Genomic DNA, 17,575 nt, shown 5'->3' on the forward strand with positions numbered 1-17,575 from the left:
AAATGCGCAAATCTCTGGTAGTCGCACTCGCGACGGTCACCGTCCTTACCAGCGCCTGCGGTGATTCCCAAGATTCCACTACTTCGATCGACATCGCGAAGCTGGATTCCGGAAACTACCCCACCACCCCGGTAGACATCACATCCGTCAGGACTTCACAATCCGGAGCAATCCGGGAAGCGCTGAACATTTCCAGCCTTACACCGATCCCATTCGAATACGACGACCGCTTCGCATATGGTTCGATATTCAACTACCGGCAACGCGTAACATCCGACGAGCCGCCATATTTCGAATTCACCGGAATAAAGGAAAGAGATTTCGCAAACGAGGCCCCCGGGCTGGTCGCCGGATGGCGCACATTCGGCCAACGCCGCCAGTGGCCAACTCTTGGTCGAAACCTGGAGACCTACACACTCCGATTCGAGACCTCCGCCCATGCCGTCAACGCGGCGCAGAAACTTTTCGACCGCACGCCTGGCGACACTTACGCGATACCCGGGTATGCGGACGCACTCACCAAGATCATGGGTCAGGATCCATTCGGCGGCGCAAAGATGCGCTCTTGGCTTGTGCGCGACGATATCCTGATGTATCTGGAGCTCGACGATCCTGTCAGTCGGCCACCGGACCATTCAGATTACTCGAATACAGTCAAGAAATTCTACGACAAACAGCTGAGCCTGCTGGCCAATTATCACAGAACTTCACTGAACGATATCTCCACACTTCCATTCGATATCGACGGCATGCTCAGCCGGACTATGCCAAGCGACCAGAAGGCCAACGTTCCTCAGGTATACCCCGCACGCGCAGTTTTATCGACTACCAAACGCCCGCTGGAGATGTCGCGAGCATTCGAAGATACCGGCGTGGACTATGTTTCAGATGCCGGGGGTGCTATCGTTTACCGCACTCGGGACGCCAAAGCAGCCGAAAGATTATCAGCCGCTTTCGGCTCCGGTGCCCATGATATGACGGGTCTGATGCCACCGGAACCGCATCCGGAAATTCCGACATCAGCTTGCTACGCCGTCGATACAGAGGACGAAACCTACAGCAACCTGCGACCACAGTGCCGGATTGTCGTGGGCAGATATGTGGCAAGAATCGTTGGTACCAACCTGCAAGATACCTATCAGCGAACCGCCGCCCAATACAAGCTTCTCGCGAGCGCCGAATAGACCTCGAACACAGAGACGGCGGGTTCGGGCGCTAGCCCAAACCCGCCGTCTCTGTTGCGATCAGCCCTCGAGCATCCTGGCGAGCGCGACGTCGGTCGCCTTCATGTTCTCGGAGCCGGACAGAGTGGTCGCACCGATCTTCTGAAGGCTCGTGTTCAGATCCATCGACTGCTGCTGCCACTTCGTCTGCATGATCGCGAACGCGGTCGAGCCCTCACCCTCGGACCAGTGCTCTTCGATGAAGCGCTGGAACTCGTTCTCGTAGTCCTGGAGCGCGGTGGTGATGTTCTGCGCCTGAGACTGCAGACCCGCGCCCGCGTCGTTGATCGCGTTGAAGTCGTACCTGATTGAACCGATGTCAGCCATCGTGAAACCTCTCGATTGTCGGGGGAGCTAGGTAAGAATTGTTTAGGTCATGTTCAGCTGGGGAGCGGAAGCTTCGCTGCTCTTCAAGATTTGCGCAGCGTTATCGACTTCCGCGTCGGAGATCTTCCCCGCGATCGCGCCCACCGTGTCGGCGGCCTGATCCAGCGCGTCGTTCAGCTTCTTGGCGTTGGCGAGGTACTCCTGCATCGACGACTGAAACGCCTGGCCCGCCGAACCCTGGAAGGAGGGGTTGTTGACGTCGCTGGCATGCCCCTCGGCGCGGGTGATCATCCCCTGGATGTCGGCATGCTTCTGGTTCATCTTGTCGGAGAACGTCCTGATCTGGTCAGGAGTTGCGTTGAAACCCATCTTCTGGCTCCTTCGTGGTCAAGGTGGACCAGACCCCCCTGCTGGCGATCTGAGCCCTTCTACTTAGGTTCGACGCACCGATGGTGCGTTCGGTTCCATCAAGTTCGGAGAAATTTCCGAAACCTACGGCGAGATCGACACTGATCGCATCACTTCCTCGCACGCAGTACTGACAGTCCCCCATCCTCCCGAGCCGTGCTGGCAGCCGACGTTGGTCTGGACGCCATGGTCGAGAAGGACGTACCACCTGACGACGGAACCGTCGCCAGGAAGCTCTTGGTAACCGATCCCCCGGCGCCCGGCGAACACCACATCGCGTTCCGGCGTACCGAACCGCCCGGGCTCGGCGCGCGAGATCCGCGCGGTGATGTCCCTAAGCACTTCATCATATCCAGCCTGCTCCGCGACAGTGTTGTACGTCACAGTAATTCGGCCGGGGGTGGCTGTCTGCGGAACGAGCGCGGCTCGGTCCGCCGGTGAGCCGGTGGCGAGGCGCCAGCCGGACGGGATGTCGAAGGTCACGCGGCCCATCGTGTGCTGGGCGGGCGTCGCGGCCGGCTGGGTGGTCGATGGCTTCGGAGACATGGGCTCCGGTGCGGTGGACACCGTTGTCGGCGTGCTCTGGGTGGCCGTGGCCGCGTCGGCGTCGCTGTCGCGGGTCGCCACGACCGCGACGATGCCCGCGGTGACGACCACCAGTGATATCGCCGCTGCGGCAATGATTTTGGCGGTGCCGTGGCGTGGCGCGGGCGCGGTGGCTGCGGCGCGTTCACGGAGGGTGCCCACCCATTCCGCGTTCTGCGCCGGGATCGGGCGTGCCCGGTCGTCGGTGAGTCCGGATTGCGGCAGTAGCAGGGCGGTGAAGGCCAGCGGCTGGACCAGCGGAGTGGGCTGGGTGGTCCAGGTTTCGGCGGCGAACTCGCGCAGGCGCTCCAGCAGGTGATCGTCGGTCGGGCCGACGATCAGCACCGAGGTCGGCTTGGAACCGTCGGCGACCTCGCCGATCATGGCCGCCAGGCGATCGATGTCGTCGTCGTTCCAGTCGCCCGCGCCCAGGGTGGGTTCGTGCGCGCAGGCCGCGACCGAGATCTGGTCCCGGGAACGGTCGACCGCGCTCACCGTGACGGCCAGCGGGTCGATCTCGACGACGACGACGAACTCGGTGGTCGCGAGGGGCTGACGCAGCCGGGCCACGCGGGACGCGATCGGCTCCAGCGCGACCGAACCCGAGTACCTGCCGAACGAACGGGCGAAGCTCGAGCGGCGGGCCGTCGACCACGAACTGGGATGCGCGACACCGATACTCGCGCCGGGCGGCGTCGGTGCGACGCCGGCGAGGACATCGTCGACGACCGCGTCGGTGGCTGCGGCGATGGCGAGCGGCTGCGGCTCGTAGCCGATCCATGCCGAGTCGGCCAGCGACAGCGCCGAGATCGCCGGTTGCGATGGGCCGGTCGGCGCGCCGACCAGGATGCCGTTCGGCACCGGCATCACGGTGGGAGCGACATCCACGTGCCGGGCCGCGGTGCGCGCCAAGACGCGCGCATCGCTGACCACGACGTCGATGTCGGTCACAAGGCCGGTGCCCATGCCAGCTGCACCAGATCGATCGCGTTCCTGGTGACCAGGGTTCCGCGGCCCGGCGGCATCGCGCTGGCGCGCACCGTGCCGAAGAGCTGGCCTTCGTCGCGGCTACCGCTCATCACGAGGCCGATGCAACCGACGTCGCGCATCCGCGACACCACCGGCTCGTACAGCGCCCTCGACGCGCCGCCGGATCGGCGGGCGATGATCAGGTGGAAGCCGATGTCCTTGGCGTGTGGGATGAATTCGACCAGGGGCGAGAGCGGGTTACCCGACGGGGTGACGACCAGGTCGTAGTCGTCGATGATCAGGTAGAGCTCGGGGCCGGTCCACCACGAACGCGCGCGCAGTTCCTGCTGGGTGATGTTGGCACCCGGCATGCGGGACTTGAGGATCCCGACGACCTGCTGGACGAACGGGGTGAGCACTTCCGCCGAGGGAGCGTAGCCGGCCAGGTGATTGGTCTCGATGGTGCCGAGCAGGGTGCGCCGGTAGTCACCGAGGATGATCTTGGCCTGCGCCGGTTCGTTCGACTCGACGAGGCCCTGCACGATGCCACGCAGCAGCGCGGTCTTACCGCATTCGCTGTCACCGAAGACCAGGAAGTGCGGCGTATCCGCCAGATTGAGCATGACCGGCGCGAGCTCGGACTCGTTGACACCGATCGGCACCAGCATGTTCGGCCGCGACCGGTCGACCTCCGCGGGCCAGTTGCGCATGCCACGCAGCAGGTCGGTGCGGTCGAGCAGGTCCGGCAGCGTGCGGGTGCCGGGGGCCGGGCGGCCGGGGGTGCGCTGGGCGATCAGTTCGACCGCGTGCGCGACACCGGCGCTCAGGTCGAGCGGGTCGGAGCTGCCGTCGACGCGGGGCAGTGCCATCAGCATGTGCAGCGCGTCCGGCGTGATGCCGCGGCCGGGACGGCCCTGCGGCACGAGAGCGGCGAACTTGCGGCCGATGTCGGAGTCCATCGGGTCACCCAGGCGCAGCTCGATGCGGGTGGCGATCTGGTCCTTCAGCGCGGGCCGGGCTTCCATCCACCGCGACAGGCCGATGACGACGTGCACGCCGTACGAAAGGCCTTGCAGGGCAAGGTTGGTGATCTGCTGTTCGAGTGCCTCGTAGTCCTGGCGGATCGTGCCGAAACCGTCGATGACGAGGAAGGCGTCGCCGTACGGGTCGGCGTGCGCGCCCGCCGCGGCGGGGCTGCTGTTGGGGTCCATCGCGCGCAGGCGCCGGTATTCGACCATGGACTCGATGCCCAGCTGGTGGAAGCGCTGCTCGCGCTGCCGGACCAGGGTGCTCATCTCGGCGACGGTGCGGCGGACCTTGTCCGGGTCGAGGCGGTTGGCCACGGAGCCGACGTGCGGCAGCCCTTCCAGGCTGGACAGCGTGCCACCACCGAAGTCGAGGCAGTAGAACTGGACCTGCTCGGCGGTGTGGGTCATCGACATCGACATGACCAGCGAACGCAGGGCCGTCGACTTGCCCGACTGCGGACCACCGACGATCGCGACGTGGCCGCGGGCACCCGACAGATCGAGCATCATCGGGTCGCGACGCTGGTCGTACGGGCGGTCGACGATGCCGATCGCGGCGCGCAGGGTGGCGATCGGCGAGTACTCGCCGGTGATGATCGAGCGCGGGTTCAGCTGGTCCAGAGTCGGCGCGTCGTCGAGCGGCGGCAGCCAGATCTCGTGGGCGGGGCGGCCGTGGCCGCTGATCCGGGACACCAGCATGTTCAGGTTCGACATCTGGTCGGCGTCGTCGCCGGTGGGTTCCGGCTCGTACGTCGATTCCGGGGCGACCGGGACGCGGTCGGAGGTGCGGAAGGCGACGTGGTTGGCGCTGAACGGCCGTGCGTTGACGTCGATCTCGCCGCCGACGATGCCCGCGCTGGTGACCTCGCGCTGCGAACCGCCGCCGACGTAGGGGCCGGAGACGTAGGAAGCCTGGAAGCGCTGGATCTCGCCGGAGTCGGCCTTGAGGTAGCCGCCACCGGGTGAGTTGGGCAGGTTGTAGGCGTCGGGGACGCCGAGGACCTGGCGGGACTCGTTGGCGGAGAACGTCTTCAGGCCGATGCGGTAGGACAGGTGCGACTCGAGGCCCTTGAGCTTGCCCTCTTCCAGTCGCTGCGAGGCGAGCAGGAGGTGAACGTGCAGCGAGCGGCCGAGGCGGCCGATCATCACGAACAGCTCGGCGAAATCCGGGTGCTGGGTGAGGAGTTCGGAGAACTCGTCGAGCACGACGAACAGGGCGGGCAGCGGATCGAGGTCGGCGCCGGCGGCGCGGGCCTTCTCGTATTCGGAGACGTTGGCGAAGTTGCCCGCCTGGCGCAGGACTTCCTGGCGGCGGTTCATCTCGCCCGCCAGCGCGTCCTTCATACGGTCGACGAGGTCGGCCTCGTCCTCCAGGTTGGTGATGACCGCGGCGACGTGCGGAACGCCGTCGAGACCGAGGAAGGTGGCACCACCCTTGAAGTCGACCAGGACCAGGTTGAGCTGGTCGGGCGAGTGGGTGGCGAGCAGGCTGAGCACCAGGGTGCGCAGGAACTCGGACTTACCGGAACCGGTGGCGCCGATGCACAGGCCGTGCGGGCCCATGCCGTTCTCGGCGGCTTCCTTGATGTCGAGTTCGACCGGAGCGCCGTCGGCACCGAGGCCGAACGGCACGCGCAGCCGCTCGCGTCCGTAGCGCGGGCGCCAGGCGCTGGCCGGGTTGAAGTTGCCGATGTCGCCGAGGCTCATCAGCTGGGACCACGTCGAAATGGTCTCGGAATCGTCGGTTTCGACGTCGCTGCTGCGCTGGGTGGCGGCGCGGTAGGGGGCGAGGCGGCGGGCGGCCTGCTGGGCCTGCTCGGCGCTGACGCGGTCGATGGTGGCGAAGCGCTCCTGGTTGCCGGTGGCGCCACGACCGAGGCACTCGCCGTCCTCGACGACCATCTTGATGCCGCGCGAAACGGCAAGGCGGGGTGCGTAATTGCACAGGTCGATGATGGTGACGCCCTCGAAGCCGGATTCGCGGAGCTGGTCGTCCTCGGCCTCGAGCAGGCCGCCGTCGACGACGATCACCACGTGCACCAGGTTCGGGTTGTTCGGCTGGTTACGCGAGTAGCGCACACGGTTGCCGAGCAGCGGATGCAGGCTGCTCAGCGCCTCGCGGATGGAGCCGTAGAACATGCGCTGGGTGCCGATGCCGTCGGAGACGTCGGGGTGCTGGGTGTGCGGGAGCCACTTGGTCCACTCCCACTCGCGCGCGGTGTCGGGGCCGCAGACCACGGCGACGAGCACCTGGTCGGGCGCCTGGAACATGCACAGCTGCAACAACATCGCGCGGGTCATATCGCGGGCCTGGGCGCGGTCGCCGTCGAGGGCGATGGTGCCGAAGCCCTTCACCGCGATCGCGGTGGGCAGGTCGGGGACCGTGGAGTGGGCGCGGACGAAGCGGCGCAGGGAGACCGCGGCGATCGGTTCGAGCTCTTCGACGGGGCCGGTCTCCGGGGCGACCAGGCGGGTGGCCAGGCGCTGACCGCCCAGGCCGATGCGGGCGTGGCAGAAGTCCTTGTCGCCGGAGCGGCGCTCCCACATGCGGCTGGTGCCTGCGAGCATCCAGATCAGGCCGGGCTCGGGGTGGCTCCACTCGACGGCGGCGCGCTGCTGCTTGGCGGTGTCGTCGACGTCCTTGCGGACCTGGTCGAGGTAGCGCAGGTAGTCCTTGCGGTCCTCGTTGGCCTCGGCGGCCTTGGCGCCCTTGCCGCTGCCCTGGCCGAACATGGTGACCATCGACATGATCATCATCAGCGGGAACATCATCGACATCGGGTTGGACAGCATGCCGCTGCCCTGGGTGAACATCAGCGCCATCATGCCGACCATGCCGACGACCATGACGACGGGCATCATCTTCATCAGCAGGTTGCCGGGCGTGATCCGGGGGATCTCGGGCGGCGGCTGCAGGGTGACCTCACCGCCGGGCGTGCGTGGCATCTCGCGCCGGGCACGGCGTTGGAACCGTACTGTGCTCATGGTCGAAGACTCCCCCTGCTTGACTACTCGCTGTCTTCCCTCGCGACGGGCTCAGTGTAGAGGTCGCGGCCGACATGTCGTATGGTTCGTCAGGCATTCTGCTGTCCGAACGGTGAGTTCCGCAAACTGTCGATCGCCCGAGGGGTCGAGCGGAAACACGAGGTAGAGACGGAGTTGGGGGAGTTTTGACGCACGCGCGACTCGATCATCTCGAGGAGGATTCCGCGCGCGGCATTGTGCGCGCACCGGATCTGGCCCGAGTGACGATCCTGGCCAAGCACACGCAGGTCGACATGGCGATTCCGGTCGACGTGCCGGTCGCGCTCGTCATTCCGAGCGTGGTCGACATGGTCGCTCAGCACAGCCGGTCCAATGATTTCGACAACGACGGCGAGCGCTACGAGCCCGCCGAATGGGTGCTCGCGCGCATCGGTCATCCGCCGTTCTCGAATTCGCTCAGCCTCGGCGAGCACGGGGTGCGCGACGGCGAACTCCTCATGCTGGAGAGCGCTTCGCACACCGCGCCGACGCCGCTGTTCGACGACATCATGTACAACGTCGCGATCGCCGACGCCGATCACTACCGCAGCTGGACCCCGAAGACCGCGCGCATCACCGGTTCGGTGCTCGCCGCGGTCACCATGCTGGTCGGCTGCTTCGGTCTGCTCGCCGCCCCGGACGCACTGCCGTTCTGGGTGACCGGCTCGCTCGCGCTGCTGGTCGCGATCCTGTGCGTGGTCGCGGGCACGGTGCTCAGCCGCATGTACGGCGACACCTCGGCCGCGCTGGTGCTCGGCGGCTGCGCGCTGCCGACCGCGTTCACCGCGGGCATGCTGCTGGTCCCCGATCATTACGGCTGGGCGCATCTGCTGCTCGGCGCGACGCTGTTCGGCGCGACCGCGGTGCTGGCCTGGCGCGTCACCGGGGTCGGCCTCGCGCTGTTCATCGGCGCGGCCGCGGCCTCGGTGTTCGTCATTCCGGCGGCGCTGGTCGGGCTGCTCACCGAGCAGCCGGTCAAGGCCATCGGCGCCGTCGTCGCGGCGGTCGGGCTGGCGGGGCTCTCGCTGTCGCCGCGGGTGTCGATGCTGCTGGCCAAGCTGCCGCTGCCGCCGGTCCCCTCGCCCGGCACCCCGATCGACCCGACCGAGGACGACCCGGACGACCACCGCGCGCTGCCCACCCTGGACGCGCTGCGCGCCAGGTCGGAGCGGGCCCGCAACTACCTCGCCGGACTGGTCACCGCGACCACGCTGGTCACCGTCGTCGGCGCGCTGCTGGCGATCGACGCGACCGCGGACGACCCGTACTGGCCCGGCATCGCGCTCGCGCTGGTCTGCGCGGCGGTGCTGATGTTCCGCAGCCGCACCTACGCGGGCGCCGAACAGGCGATCGTGCTGATCGCGGGTGGCGCGTCGATCGTGCTGATCATGCTGGTGGGTGTCGCGCTCGAAATGCGCCAGCCGCTGGTGGTTTTCGGTGCCGCGCTGGCGATCCTGGTCGCCGCGCTGGTGATCGGCCTGATCGTGCCGAATCAGTCGGCGACGCCGCCGATGCGCCGGGCGGTCGAGCTGCTCGAGTACGCGTTCGTCGCCGCGGTGCTGCCGCTGGTGTTCTGGGTCGCCGAGCTCTACTCCCTCGTCCGCGGGCTGTGAACGCGAGCCTGCGCGTCGCGGCGGCGGCCGTGGCGCTCGGTGTCGGCGCGTCGTTCGGGCTGGGCGCGGCGCCCGCCTCGGCCGACCGGCCGCCCGCCGCCGATCCAGCGAACCTGCCCGCCGGTGATCCGGCCGCGCCGCCGGAGAAGACCGAGGTCGGTTCGAACGCGGTGTGCACCACGGTGGCCACCGGTGGTGACGGACCCGCCATCCCGGACGCGCAACGGTCCCTCGATCTGGCGCGGGCGTGGGAGTTCTCCCGCGGCGCCGGACAATTGATCGCGGTGATCGACACCGGCGTGAGCAGGCACGATCGCCTGCCCGACATGATCGCGGCGGGTGACTTCGTCGCCAATTCCGGTGACGGCGCCGAGGATTGCGACGCGCACGGCACCTTCGTGGCCGGGTTGATCGCGGCGACCCAGGTGCCCGGTCAGGGCTTCGCCGGGGTGGCCCCGGAGGCTCGCATCCTCACGATCCGGCAGACCAGCAAGATGTATCAGAAGGAAGGCGCCAACCGGAACAAGGCGCCCGAGGATCTGCCCGACGGCTACGGCAACCTGAACACGATGGCCTCGGCCATCCGGCGCGCGGCCGATATGGGCGCGGGCGTCATCAATGTCTCCGAAGTGTGGTGTGGCACCAACAAGGACGTCAACGACCGGGCGATCGGCGCCGCGCTGCAATACGCGGTCGAGGTGAAGAACGCGGTTCCCGTTGTCGCGGCGGGCAATTCGGATACCTGCAAGACCGCGAACACGGTGATCGATCCGCTGGAGCCGAACGCGGACCCGTGGACCAAGACCTCGATGAACGTCAGCCCCGCGCGCTGGGACGACTACGTGCTGGCCGTCGGCTCGATCGACGCGAACGGCGCACCGTCGAAGTTCACCGTCGCCGGACCGTGGCTCAGCGTCGCCGCGCCCGGCGAGAACATGACGTCGCTGAACCCGCGCGGACCCGGCACCGCGACCGGAACGGTGAACCAGCAGGGCCAGACCGGCCCGATCAGCGGCACCAGTTTCGCGACCCCGCTGGTGTCCGGCGTGGTGGCGCTGGTGCGGGCGCGGTTCCCCGAGCTCAGTGCCAAAGAGGTGATGAAGCGGATCCAGGCGACCGCGCACGCGCCCGCCGAGGGCTGGAACCAGTACATCGGGTACGGCAGCGTCGATCCGATCGCGGCGCTCACCGCCGAGGTCACCGGGCCGCTGCCGCCCAAGAAGCCGTCACCGGCCAAGCAGGTGCAGCTCGCGGTGCCCGCGCCGGCGCCGGTGCCGGACAACACGGCCAGGAATGTCGGGTTGATCGGCGCGGGTGTGGTCGGGCTGTTGTTCGTGCTCGGCATGCTCGCCTCGTTCCCGATCCGGCGTCGGTTCGGCGTCCGCGAGGACACCTGATGTAGCGGACGCGGTACCGTCCTGGTCGAGCGCACTCCGCGCAGCCCGTCGACCCAGGTAGCAGCATGGATCCGTTGACCACAGAGCAGCGCCCGCAGACCCGCAGACAGCGGTGGGAGCAGGCGACCAACCTGCCGATGATGGTGCTGGCCGTGCTGTTCCTGCTGCTGTACGCGTGGCGGGTGCTCGACACCGATGCCTCGCCGACGCTGGACGCCTGCCTGGTGTGGGCCGATATCGGGATCTGGGCGGTGTTCGCGGTGGACTTCGTGGTCCGGCTGCGGCTGTCCACCGATCGGCGCCGGTTCGTCCGCCAGCATCCGCTCGACCTGCTCGTCGTGCTGGTCCCGCCGTTTCGACCGCTGCGGCTGCTGCGCGCCGCGCTGCTGTTGCTCGACACGCTCAACCGGGCGACGCATCCGCGGACCCGGCTGGTCACCTTCGTCGGCACCAGTTCGCTGCTGATCCTGCTGCTGTCGAGCCTGGCGTTCTTCGACGCCGAATTCGGTGCGCCCGACAGCAAGATCAAGAGTTTCGGTGACGCGCTGTGGTGGTCGGCGGTCTCGGTGACGACCGTCGGCTACGGCGACGTCTACCCGGTGACCGCCGAGGGCAGGCTGGTGTCGCTGGTCCTGATGACGCTGGGCATCGGCCTGATCTCCTTCGCCATCGGCACCATGACCAGCTGGGTCGTCGAGCAGCTCAAGACCGTCGACGACGCGACCGACCGCGCCGAGCGCACGCTGGCCGAACTCGTCGACGAAGTGCGCGAGTTGCGTTCGGAGGTCGCCGAATTGCGGGCGCGGTCGGAACCGCCGCCCGTCGGCTGACTACTTGCTGTTGGCGACGGTGGCCACCGGCTGCTTGGCCGGTGCCGAGTCGGGGGCGACGCCGTCGTGCGCGACCATCGCGTCCTCCCGGCCCAGGCTCGGGCCGCCGGCGAGCAGCCCGACGATCGGCCACGGTGCGGGCTCGGCCTTCACGTTCTCCAGCCCGAGGGCCTTCACCGCGTCGGAGTTCTTGATGCCGAAGCGGACTCCGGTGTCGGCGATGTAGAACAGGCTGTCCTTGCGACGGCTGTCCGGTTCGATGCCGGTGGTCTGGACGTAGGCGCCCGAGGCGGGCGGGATGTAGACCGAATCGGCCTTGGGGCCGGAGCCGTCGGCCTGGGCGAGGCTGACCAGCTTGGCCTTGTCCGGGATGGGCAGGTCGATGCCGGTGAGCACGGTCAGTTCGGCGCGCGCGGTGGCGTCGTTGTTGTCGATGGCGCCGGGGATCGGCTTCCAGGACAGGCAGCTGACCGGCTGGTCCTTGGCGGTGACCAGGGTCGGCCGTTCCTTGGGATAGTTGTCGACCTTCAGTGCCTGCGACACCGGCGCGTTCACCCGCTCGGTGTTCTGGATGGTGGTGCCCGCCATCGTCGAGTTGACCGAGTTGCGGATGATCTGCGCCGTCACGGCCGAGATGGGCTGCAGACCGTCCTGCAGCACGACGAAGTCCTGGTTCGGCGCGTTGAACACCTGGACGACATCACCGATCCGGTGGCCGCTGACGTTGTAGGTCGGCACGCCACCCGGGTTGGCGATGACCGGCGAGATGACAGGCAGCACCTCGGGAATCGCGTTGAGCACACCCTCGCTGATCGTGCGCGGGGCGACACCGGCGATGCCGAGCGCGAGCGTGACCGCCGGGTCGCTCATGTTCACCTTGGCGCGCTTGCCGTCGAAGACGAGGAAGACATCATCCTTGGCCTTGACCAGCAGCGCCTTGTTCGACGGCAGCACCGAGGCCTTGTCGCCGAGATCGAGCGAACCGGCCAGCACCGAGGTGGTCAGATCGGCGGTGCCGTCGGACTTGAGCTGATCGCACACCGACCACTGACGGCCCTTGCCGTCCTTGTCGTACAGCAGCGACGTCGGGGCACCGGGGATGCCGATCAGCTGACCGCGCGGCTTCTTGCCGAGCTCGGACTCCTTGACGATCACGGCCTTGGCCGCCTCACCGGCGGCGAGCCGGGCCGAGGCCAGGTTGAGCGCCGGGTGCACGACGTTCTCGATGACGACATAGACGCCACCGGATTCCTTGCCGATCAGGATCTTGTTGTCGCCGATCTTGTCCTGCGGGCGCAGCAGCGCGAGGATGCCACACCCCGCCAGCACCACCAGGCCGAGCACCAAACCCACCGCGTAGGCCCGGGACTGGGCGCGCATCGGATCGTGCAGCATGCGCACATCCCGGCGCACCAGGGCGTGCTCCATCCGCCGCACCAGGAAGCGGTAGCCGCTGACCTGCCAGCGTGTAGTGGGTTTTGAAGGCATGGTTCCTCCCCCGAACAGTGCTCTCGTCCGGGCAACACAGTACAGTTCCCGGCAGCACTTGTTCACATTCGGGGGAGGAACCAATGGCCGAGTACACCGGTGCTGGTCCACGTCCACTGTTCGGTCGCATCTCGTTGGCGCAGCTGCTCATCGCGCAGGTGCTCGGCTTGACCGTCGGGCTCATCGCCCTGGTCTGCGGCCTCGGACCCTTCCCCGCCCTCGGCATTGCGGTCGTCGTCGCGGTCATCCCGCTGATCCCGATCGGCAAGCGCACCGTGTTCGACTGGCTCGGCACGATCCGCCGCTACCTCGGCAAGCGCGAATACACCCTCGGCGACACCGTCGACTTCCGCGACACCGACGGCCGCTCGCTCGGCCTGTACTGGGACGGCAGCCGGGTGGTCACCGTGGTCGAGGTGCTGCCGCCCAAGGGCGGGCTGACCAGGATCGCCCGCAACGCCGTGCACGCCTCCCACCTGCTCCCCCTGCCAGAGCTGGCCGCCTGCCTGCACCAGCACGACATCCTGCTCAGCGGCATCGACATCATCAGCCACGGGCACCGCAGCCGCTCCGGCACACCGGCGGGCGCGATCTACGAGTCGCTGCTCGGCCCGCTGCCCGCGACGGCGCACCGCACGGTCTGGCTCGCGATCAGCTACGACTCGGTGCAGTGCCCCGACGCGACGGCCCGGCGCGGCGGCGGAACCGACGGCGCGTCCCGCGCGGTTACCATCGCCACCCAGCGGATCATGCGCACGCTCGAAGACGCCGATTGCAGCGCTCGCATCCTCACCGCGCCGGAGATCCGCAAGGCCGTCCAGCAGATCACCGCCGGTCTCGACCCGCGCACGCTGACCCAGCGGTGGAAGTTCGCCGAGATCGGCAACACCGTCAATATCGGCAGCGCGGTGGACCCCAAGCAGCTCGGCTCGGACCTGCTCGCCCAGCTGTGGGTCGCGCCATCGCGCGGCACGACGGTCGCGGTGCGGCTGCGGCCCGGCAGCGACGCCGAGTCGGTGAGTGTCGGTGCCGCATGGCGTTTGACCGCGCGTGAGCTGCCGGAGAAGACCACGACCAAGGGCATGGTCTCGATGAACGGCCGCCACCGCGACGCGCTGCTCGCGCACCTGCCGCTCGCGGTGCCCGGCGTGGACGACACCGTGCCGACCACCGAGTACCCGATCGATGTCATCGGCGCGCTGCACCTGCCGTCGGCGGGCTGCGGCCAGCTGCTCGGCTCCGACGACGAGGGCAACGGCGTCGCCACCAGGATCATCGGCGCCGGTATCTCCTCGGTCTATGTGGCCGGCGAGCTGTATCTGGCCCAGCAGCTGGTGTTCCGCGCGCTGGCCGTCGGCGAGCGGGTCCTTGTGCGCACCGATCGCGCGCACGCCTGGGAGCAGCTGGTCAGCACGGTCGGCAACCCGGAGCGCCTGACCATCGCGGTCGAAACGCACCAGTCCGACGCGGGTTTCACCGCCACCGTCGTCGACGGTGTGCTGGCCCCGGCGCCGCACGCCGGTGTCACCACCATCTACCTGACCGGCGATCCGAACGGCTGGCCCGCTTCCCGTCCCGACCTGGAGATCTTCCAGCCGGGCGCGATCGGCAACCGGGTGGTGCTGCGCACCGGGACGACCAGGGTCAACCTCACGCTGGTGTCGATCCCGCGCGAGGCGACCTACATCGGGCAGCCGCGCGGACAGCGCACGATGGCGCCGGCCTGACCGGTCAGCCCGGGTAGGGGTCGGCGCCGCGGGCGGCCCGCAAAGTCCGTCCCCACCAGGCCAATTGGCCGAGCATCCGCGCACTCGCGTCGATCGCGGCGTGGTCGTCGGTGCTGCCGTCGGCGCCGAAACGCCGCTTGGCCTGGGCGAAGCTCACCGATTCGCGCACTGAGACCATGTGCAGTTCGGCGACCACCTGGCGCAACTGCTCGACGGCCCGCAGGCCGCCCGAGAGACCGCCGTAGGAGACGAAGCCGATCGGCTTGGCCCGCCACTCCCGTTTGGCGCTGTCCAGGGCCGTTTTCAGGGACGCGGGATATCCGTGGTTGTACTCGGAGGTGACGACTGCGAAGGCGTCGGCGGCGGCGAGCCGCTCCCGGAACGCGTCGACCTCGGGGGTCTCGGTGAGCTCGACGGGCAAGGCGATGTCACGCAGATCGAGGACCCCGACCTCGAATTCCGGCCGCTCGGCGAGCACACCGAGGAACCAGTCGGCCACCACGGGCGCGAATCGCTCCGGGCGGGTACTGGCGACGACGACCTCCAACCGCAACGGTGTGTCCATACCGCGAGCTTATCGATGGACCCCCGCCCCGCGGCGCGCGGCGGATCGGGCACGATGGGCGCAGGCGATTTGGTTCGATATCCGCAGGTGGGGAGTGAACGAAGGGGGCAGCACAGGTGATCATCGGGCAGTGGCAGCTGGTCGAGACGCTCGGCGCGACGTGGTCGATGCTGAGCACGGGGACGACGCCGCGCGAGTGGGCGTCGTATCAGCGCGCGATCCCGGCCGCACTGCAACCGATGATCGCCACCGCCCACGATTCCGGCACACCGGTCGACCGGGTGCTGCCGAAATCCCGGCAGCCGTGGTCGGAGTTGCGGTTACGGGCCGAGCCGGTGGTCTGGCCGGGCGCCGGGACCCACGCGGTGAAGGTCTGGGTGGGCGAGCAGGCGCCCACCGAGGATCTCGGGGTCGGGATGTTCCGGGTCGACGCGCAGGCCAGGGTGGTGCACACCCGGCCCGCCGGGCTCGGCGCCCATCTCGGTTCCGTGCCACTCGAATTCACCGGCGCCGAAGCCTTCCAGCGGATCGAGCGATTCGATCGCGCGCTGGATATCGTTGCCGCCCTGACCCGTTCGGAACCGGACAGCCGCTGGTCGGCCATCGCGACCGTGCATTCGACGGCCGGGCCGCGGTCGCTGTTCGTCGCGGCCCGCAACGGGACCGCGGCGCAGCGGTTCTCGTGGCGTGGCCTCACGGTGGACGTCACCGACAGCATCGCCCCGCAACCCAAGTCCTTCGAGGCCGCCACGCTCGCGCTGCTGCGCGACACCCAGCCGGGTCTGTATCTGTGCATCCTCGACACCGCGCAGGTCCGGCAGGTGCGCTGGGTCACCGAGCCGGTGCCCGGCCTGCGCTGGCGCGGGATCGACGAGCGGCTGATCCCGCACCCCGAGGACCGGGCCCGGATCGTCGCGGCCAGGGCGGAGATCCTGGCGGGCGCGGCTCGCGCGGGCATGACCGGGGTGCGGCTCGCGGCGGAGTCGGGCGGCTGGCTGATCGCCGATGTCGAGGTGACGCCGCTGCCCGCGGGCGCCGACGGCGCGGCGCCCGCGTTCGTGCTGGCTCAGTTGCAGGTCACCGCGCCGGCGCGGTGATCAGGGCAGTTCGAAGGGCAGCGACACCCCGGCGTGCACGCGGCAGCGCTCGCAGGTGTCCTCGCCGTCGACCGCCGCGACCGCGCGCCGCAGCAGTTCCTTGAACGGGCCGAGGTTCTTCTTGAACTCGGCGAAGACGTCGACCGCGTGCACGCCGTCGCCTTCCTCGAGGCCCGCGTCCAGGTCGGTGATGAGAGCGACCGCGGCGTAGCACATCTCGAGTTCGCGGGCGAGCACGGCTTCGGGGTGGCCGGTCATGTTGACCAGGTCCCAACCCTGCCCGGCGAACCAGCGGCTCTCGGCCCTGGTGGAGAAGCGCGGGCCCTGCACGACGACCATCGTGCCGGAATCCTCGACGCGCAGATCGTCACCGGCGGACTTCACCGCGGCGGTGCGCAGGTCGTCGCAGTAGGGGTCGGCGAAGGAGACGTGCACGCCGCCGCCGTCGAAGTAGGTCTGCGGGCGGCCCGAGGTGCGGTCGACGAGCTGATCGGGCACGGCGACGGTGCCCGGCCCCCAGTCCGCGCGCAGGCTGCCGACGGCGCACGGCGCGAACACCCGGCGCACGCCGAGCGAGCGCAGCGCCCACATGTTGGCCTGGTAGGGCAGGGTGTGCGGGGCGAACTCGTGCTGCTTGCCGTGCCGCGGCAGGAACGCGACGGCGCGACCGTCGACCTCGCCGATGGCGACCGGGGCGCTCGGCGCGCCGTACGGTGTGTCGACCTCGACGTGCACCGCGTCGTTGTCGAAGAAGTCATAGAAACCGCTACCGCCGATGACGGCGAGTGCGGGCCGGGGAAGCGAACTCATACCGGTGATTCTCCCGTCCGGGCAGGTCGCGCGCATCACCGGGACCGCGACACCGGCCGCATCTGACATTTCCCGCCGGAAACTGTACCCTAGGGGGGTATCAGCTCGGTACTCCGAGCACCCCGTCAGGCGAGGAGACCTCCGGTGACCGCACCCACCCCCGACACCACGACCGGCGGCGAGCACACGGGCCATTCGGGCCACGGCTACATCACCGCCAAAGAGGACTACCTCAAGCGCCTGCGCCGCATCGAGGGCCAGTCACGCGGCCTGCAGCGGATGGTCGAGGAGGAGAAGTACTGCATCGACATCCTCACCCAGGTCTCGGCGATGACCAAGGCGCTCCAGGCCGTCGCGATGGGCCTGCTCGAGGACCACATCTCGCACTGCGTCGTCGACGCGGCCGTAGCGGGCGGCCCCGAGGCCGAGGCCAAGATCAAGGAGGCGACCGACGCGATCGCGCGCCTGGTCCGCTCCTGATCGC

14 protein-coding genes are annotated in these 17,575 nt (G+C 68.5%); 7 read left to right on the top strand and 7 right to left on the bottom strand.

The features are described 5' to 3' along the window. Nucleotides 1–2: 2 nt before the first annotated feature. Complete coding sequence (locus ACFYWJ_RS00960) at nt 3–1,184, top strand: hypothetical protein (protein ID WP_355271407.1); 1,182 nt, start codon at nt 3–5, stop codon at nt 1,182–1,184. 60 nt (nt 1,185–1,244) lie between these two features. Here the strand turns inward: ACFYWJ_RS00960 and ACFYWJ_RS00965 are convergent, their stop codons facing one another. From ACFYWJ_RS00965 to eccCa, 4 genes are all read right to left on the bottom strand, one after another. Beyond that, nucleotides 1,245–1,550 carry a WXG100 family type VII secretion target gene (locus ACFYWJ_RS00965; protein ID WP_316573568.1) on the bottom strand — a complete coding sequence of 102 codons (306 nt, stop codon included), beginning with the start codon at nt 1,548–1,550 and terminating at the stop codon, nt 1,245–1,247. 42 nt (nt 1,551–1,592) lie between these two features. Next, nucleotides 1,593–1,919, bottom strand: coding sequence for a WXG100 family type VII secretion target (locus ACFYWJ_RS00970; RefSeq protein ID WP_355271405.1), 327 nt, complete (start codon nt 1,917–1,919; stop codon nt 1,593–1,595). 123 nt (nt 1,920–2,042) lie between these two features. Continuing rightward, nucleotides 2,043–3,509 carry a type VII secretion-associated protein gene (locus tag ACFYWJ_RS00975; RefSeq protein WP_355271403.1) on the bottom strand — a complete coding sequence of 489 codons (1,467 nt, stop codon included), beginning with the start codon at nt 3,507–3,509 and terminating at the stop codon, nt 2,043–2,045. Next, complete coding sequence (eccCa, locus tag ACFYWJ_RS00980; RefSeq protein WP_355271401.1) at nt 3,491–7,525, bottom strand: type VII secretion protein EccCa; 4,035 nt, start codon at nt 7,523–7,525, stop codon at nt 3,491–3,493. The genes ACFYWJ_RS00975 and eccCa overlap by 19 nt, the downstream gene beginning before the upstream one ends. A gap of 185 nt (nt 7,526–7,710) precedes the next feature. On the opposite strand from eccCa, the gene eccD reads away from it, so the two are divergent. From eccD to ACFYWJ_RS00995, 3 genes are all read left to right on the top strand, one after another. Continuing rightward, nucleotides 7,711–9,177 carry a type VII secretion integral membrane protein EccD gene (gene eccD / locus ACFYWJ_RS00985; protein WP_355271399.1) on the top strand — a complete coding sequence of 489 codons (1,467 nt, stop codon included), beginning with the start codon at nt 7,711–7,713 and terminating at the stop codon, nt 9,175–9,177. After that, nucleotides 9,174–10,574 carry a type VII secretion-associated serine protease mycosin gene (gene mycP, locus ACFYWJ_RS00990; protein WP_355271397.1) on the top strand — a complete coding sequence of 467 codons (1,401 nt, stop codon included), beginning with the start codon at nt 9,174–9,176 and terminating at the stop codon, nt 10,572–10,574. Before eccD ends, mycP begins: the two co-directional genes overlap by 4 nt. Nucleotides 10,575–10,639: 65 nt before the next feature. Further along, a complete protein-coding gene (locus tag ACFYWJ_RS00995) occupies nt 10,640–11,404 on the top strand; it encodes a potassium channel family protein (protein WP_355271395.1) in 765 nt (254 codons plus the stop codon). Here ACFYWJ_RS00995 and eccB read toward each other — a convergent pair whose 3' ends face one another. Further along, complete coding sequence (gene eccB / locus ACFYWJ_RS01000; protein ID WP_355271393.1) at nt 11,405–12,892, bottom strand: type VII secretion protein EccB; 1,488 nt, start codon at nt 12,890–12,892, stop codon at nt 11,405–11,407. It lies immediately after the preceding gene. A gap of 83 nt (nt 12,893–12,975) precedes the next feature. Between eccB and eccE the strand changes: the two genes are divergently transcribed. Beyond that, complete coding sequence (gene eccE / locus ACFYWJ_RS01005; protein WP_355271392.1) at nt 12,976–14,619, top strand: type VII secretion protein EccE; 1,644 nt, start codon at nt 12,976–12,978, stop codon at nt 14,617–14,619. Between the two features lie 4 nt (nt 14,620–14,623). Here eccE and ACFYWJ_RS01010 read toward each other — a convergent pair whose 3' ends face one another. Further along, entirely contained in the window at nt 14,624–15,184 is a 561-nt protein-coding gene (locus tag ACFYWJ_RS01010) for an NAD(P)H-dependent oxidoreductase (protein WP_355271390.1), read from the bottom strand. Between the two features lie 116 nt (nt 15,185–15,300). Here ACFYWJ_RS01010 and ACFYWJ_RS01015 point away from each other — a divergent pair, with 116 nt between their 5' ends. After that, nucleotides 15,301–16,281 (top strand): GAF domain-containing protein, encoded by a 981-nt coding sequence (locus ACFYWJ_RS01015; protein ID WP_355271389.1) that lies wholly within the window; start codon nt 15,301–15,303, stop codon nt 16,279–16,281. Here ACFYWJ_RS01015 and ACFYWJ_RS01020 read toward each other — a convergent pair whose 3' ends face one another. Then, the gene (locus tag ACFYWJ_RS01020) at nt 16,282–17,091 is read right to left on the bottom strand and encodes an S-methyl-5'-thioadenosine phosphorylase (protein WP_355271387.1); all 810 of its coding nucleotides are present in this window, start codon (nt 17,089–17,091) and stop codon (nt 16,282–16,284) included. 144 nt (nt 17,092–17,235) lie between these two features. Here ACFYWJ_RS01020 and ACFYWJ_RS01025 point away from each other — a divergent pair, with 144 nt between their 5' ends. After that, nucleotides 17,236–17,571: a metal-sensitive transcriptional regulator gene (locus tag ACFYWJ_RS01025; RefSeq protein ID WP_355271386.1), complete on the top strand. Its 336-nt coding sequence runs from the start codon at nt 17,236–17,238 to the stop codon at nt 17,569–17,571. Nucleotides 17,572–17,575 lie beyond the last annotated feature (4 nt).

The organism is Nocardia sp. NPDC003269 (genome assembly GCF_042888005.1).
GTDB lineage: Bacteria > Actinomycetota > Actinomycetes > Mycobacteriales > Mycobacteriaceae > Nocardia.

Bases quoted from the DNA above. Each gene is read 5' to 3' on its own strand.
- ACFYWJ_RS00960 (WP_355271407.1), top strand. From the start codon at position 3: ATGCGCAAATCTCTGGTAGTCGCACTCGCGACGGTCACCGTCCTTACC.
- ACFYWJ_RS00965 (WP_316573568.1), bottom strand. From the start codon at position 1,550: ATGGCTGACATCGGTTCAATCAGGTACGACTTCAACGCGATCAACGAC.
- ACFYWJ_RS00970 (WP_355271405.1), bottom strand. From the start codon at position 1,919: ATGGGTTTCAACGCAACTCCTGACCAGATCAGGACGTTCTCCGACAAG.
- ACFYWJ_RS00975 (WP_355271403.1), bottom strand. From the start codon at position 3,509: ATGGGCACCGGCCTTGTGACCGACATCGACGTCGTGGTCAGCGATGCG.
- eccCa (WP_355271401.1), bottom strand. From the start codon at position 7,525: ATGAGCACAGTACGGTTCCAACGCCGTGCCCGGCGCGAGATGCCACGC.
- ACFYWJ_RS00995 (WP_355271395.1), top strand. From the start codon at position 10,640: ATGGATCCGTTGACCACAGAGCAGCGCCCGCAGACCCGCAGACAGCGG.
- eccB (WP_355271393.1), bottom strand. From the start codon at position 12,892: ATGCCTTCAAAACCCACTACACGCTGGCAGGTCAGCGGCTACCGCTTC.
- eccE (WP_355271392.1), top strand. From the start codon at position 12,976: ATGGCCGAGTACACCGGTGCTGGTCCACGTCCACTGTTCGGTCGCATC.
- ACFYWJ_RS01010 (WP_355271390.1), bottom strand. From the start codon at position 15,184: ATGGACACACCGTTGCGGTTGGAGGTCGTCGTCGCCAGTACCCGCCCG.
- ACFYWJ_RS01020 (WP_355271387.1), bottom strand. From the start codon at position 17,091: ATGAGTTCGCTTCCCCGGCCCGCACTCGCCGTCATCGGCGGTAGCGGT.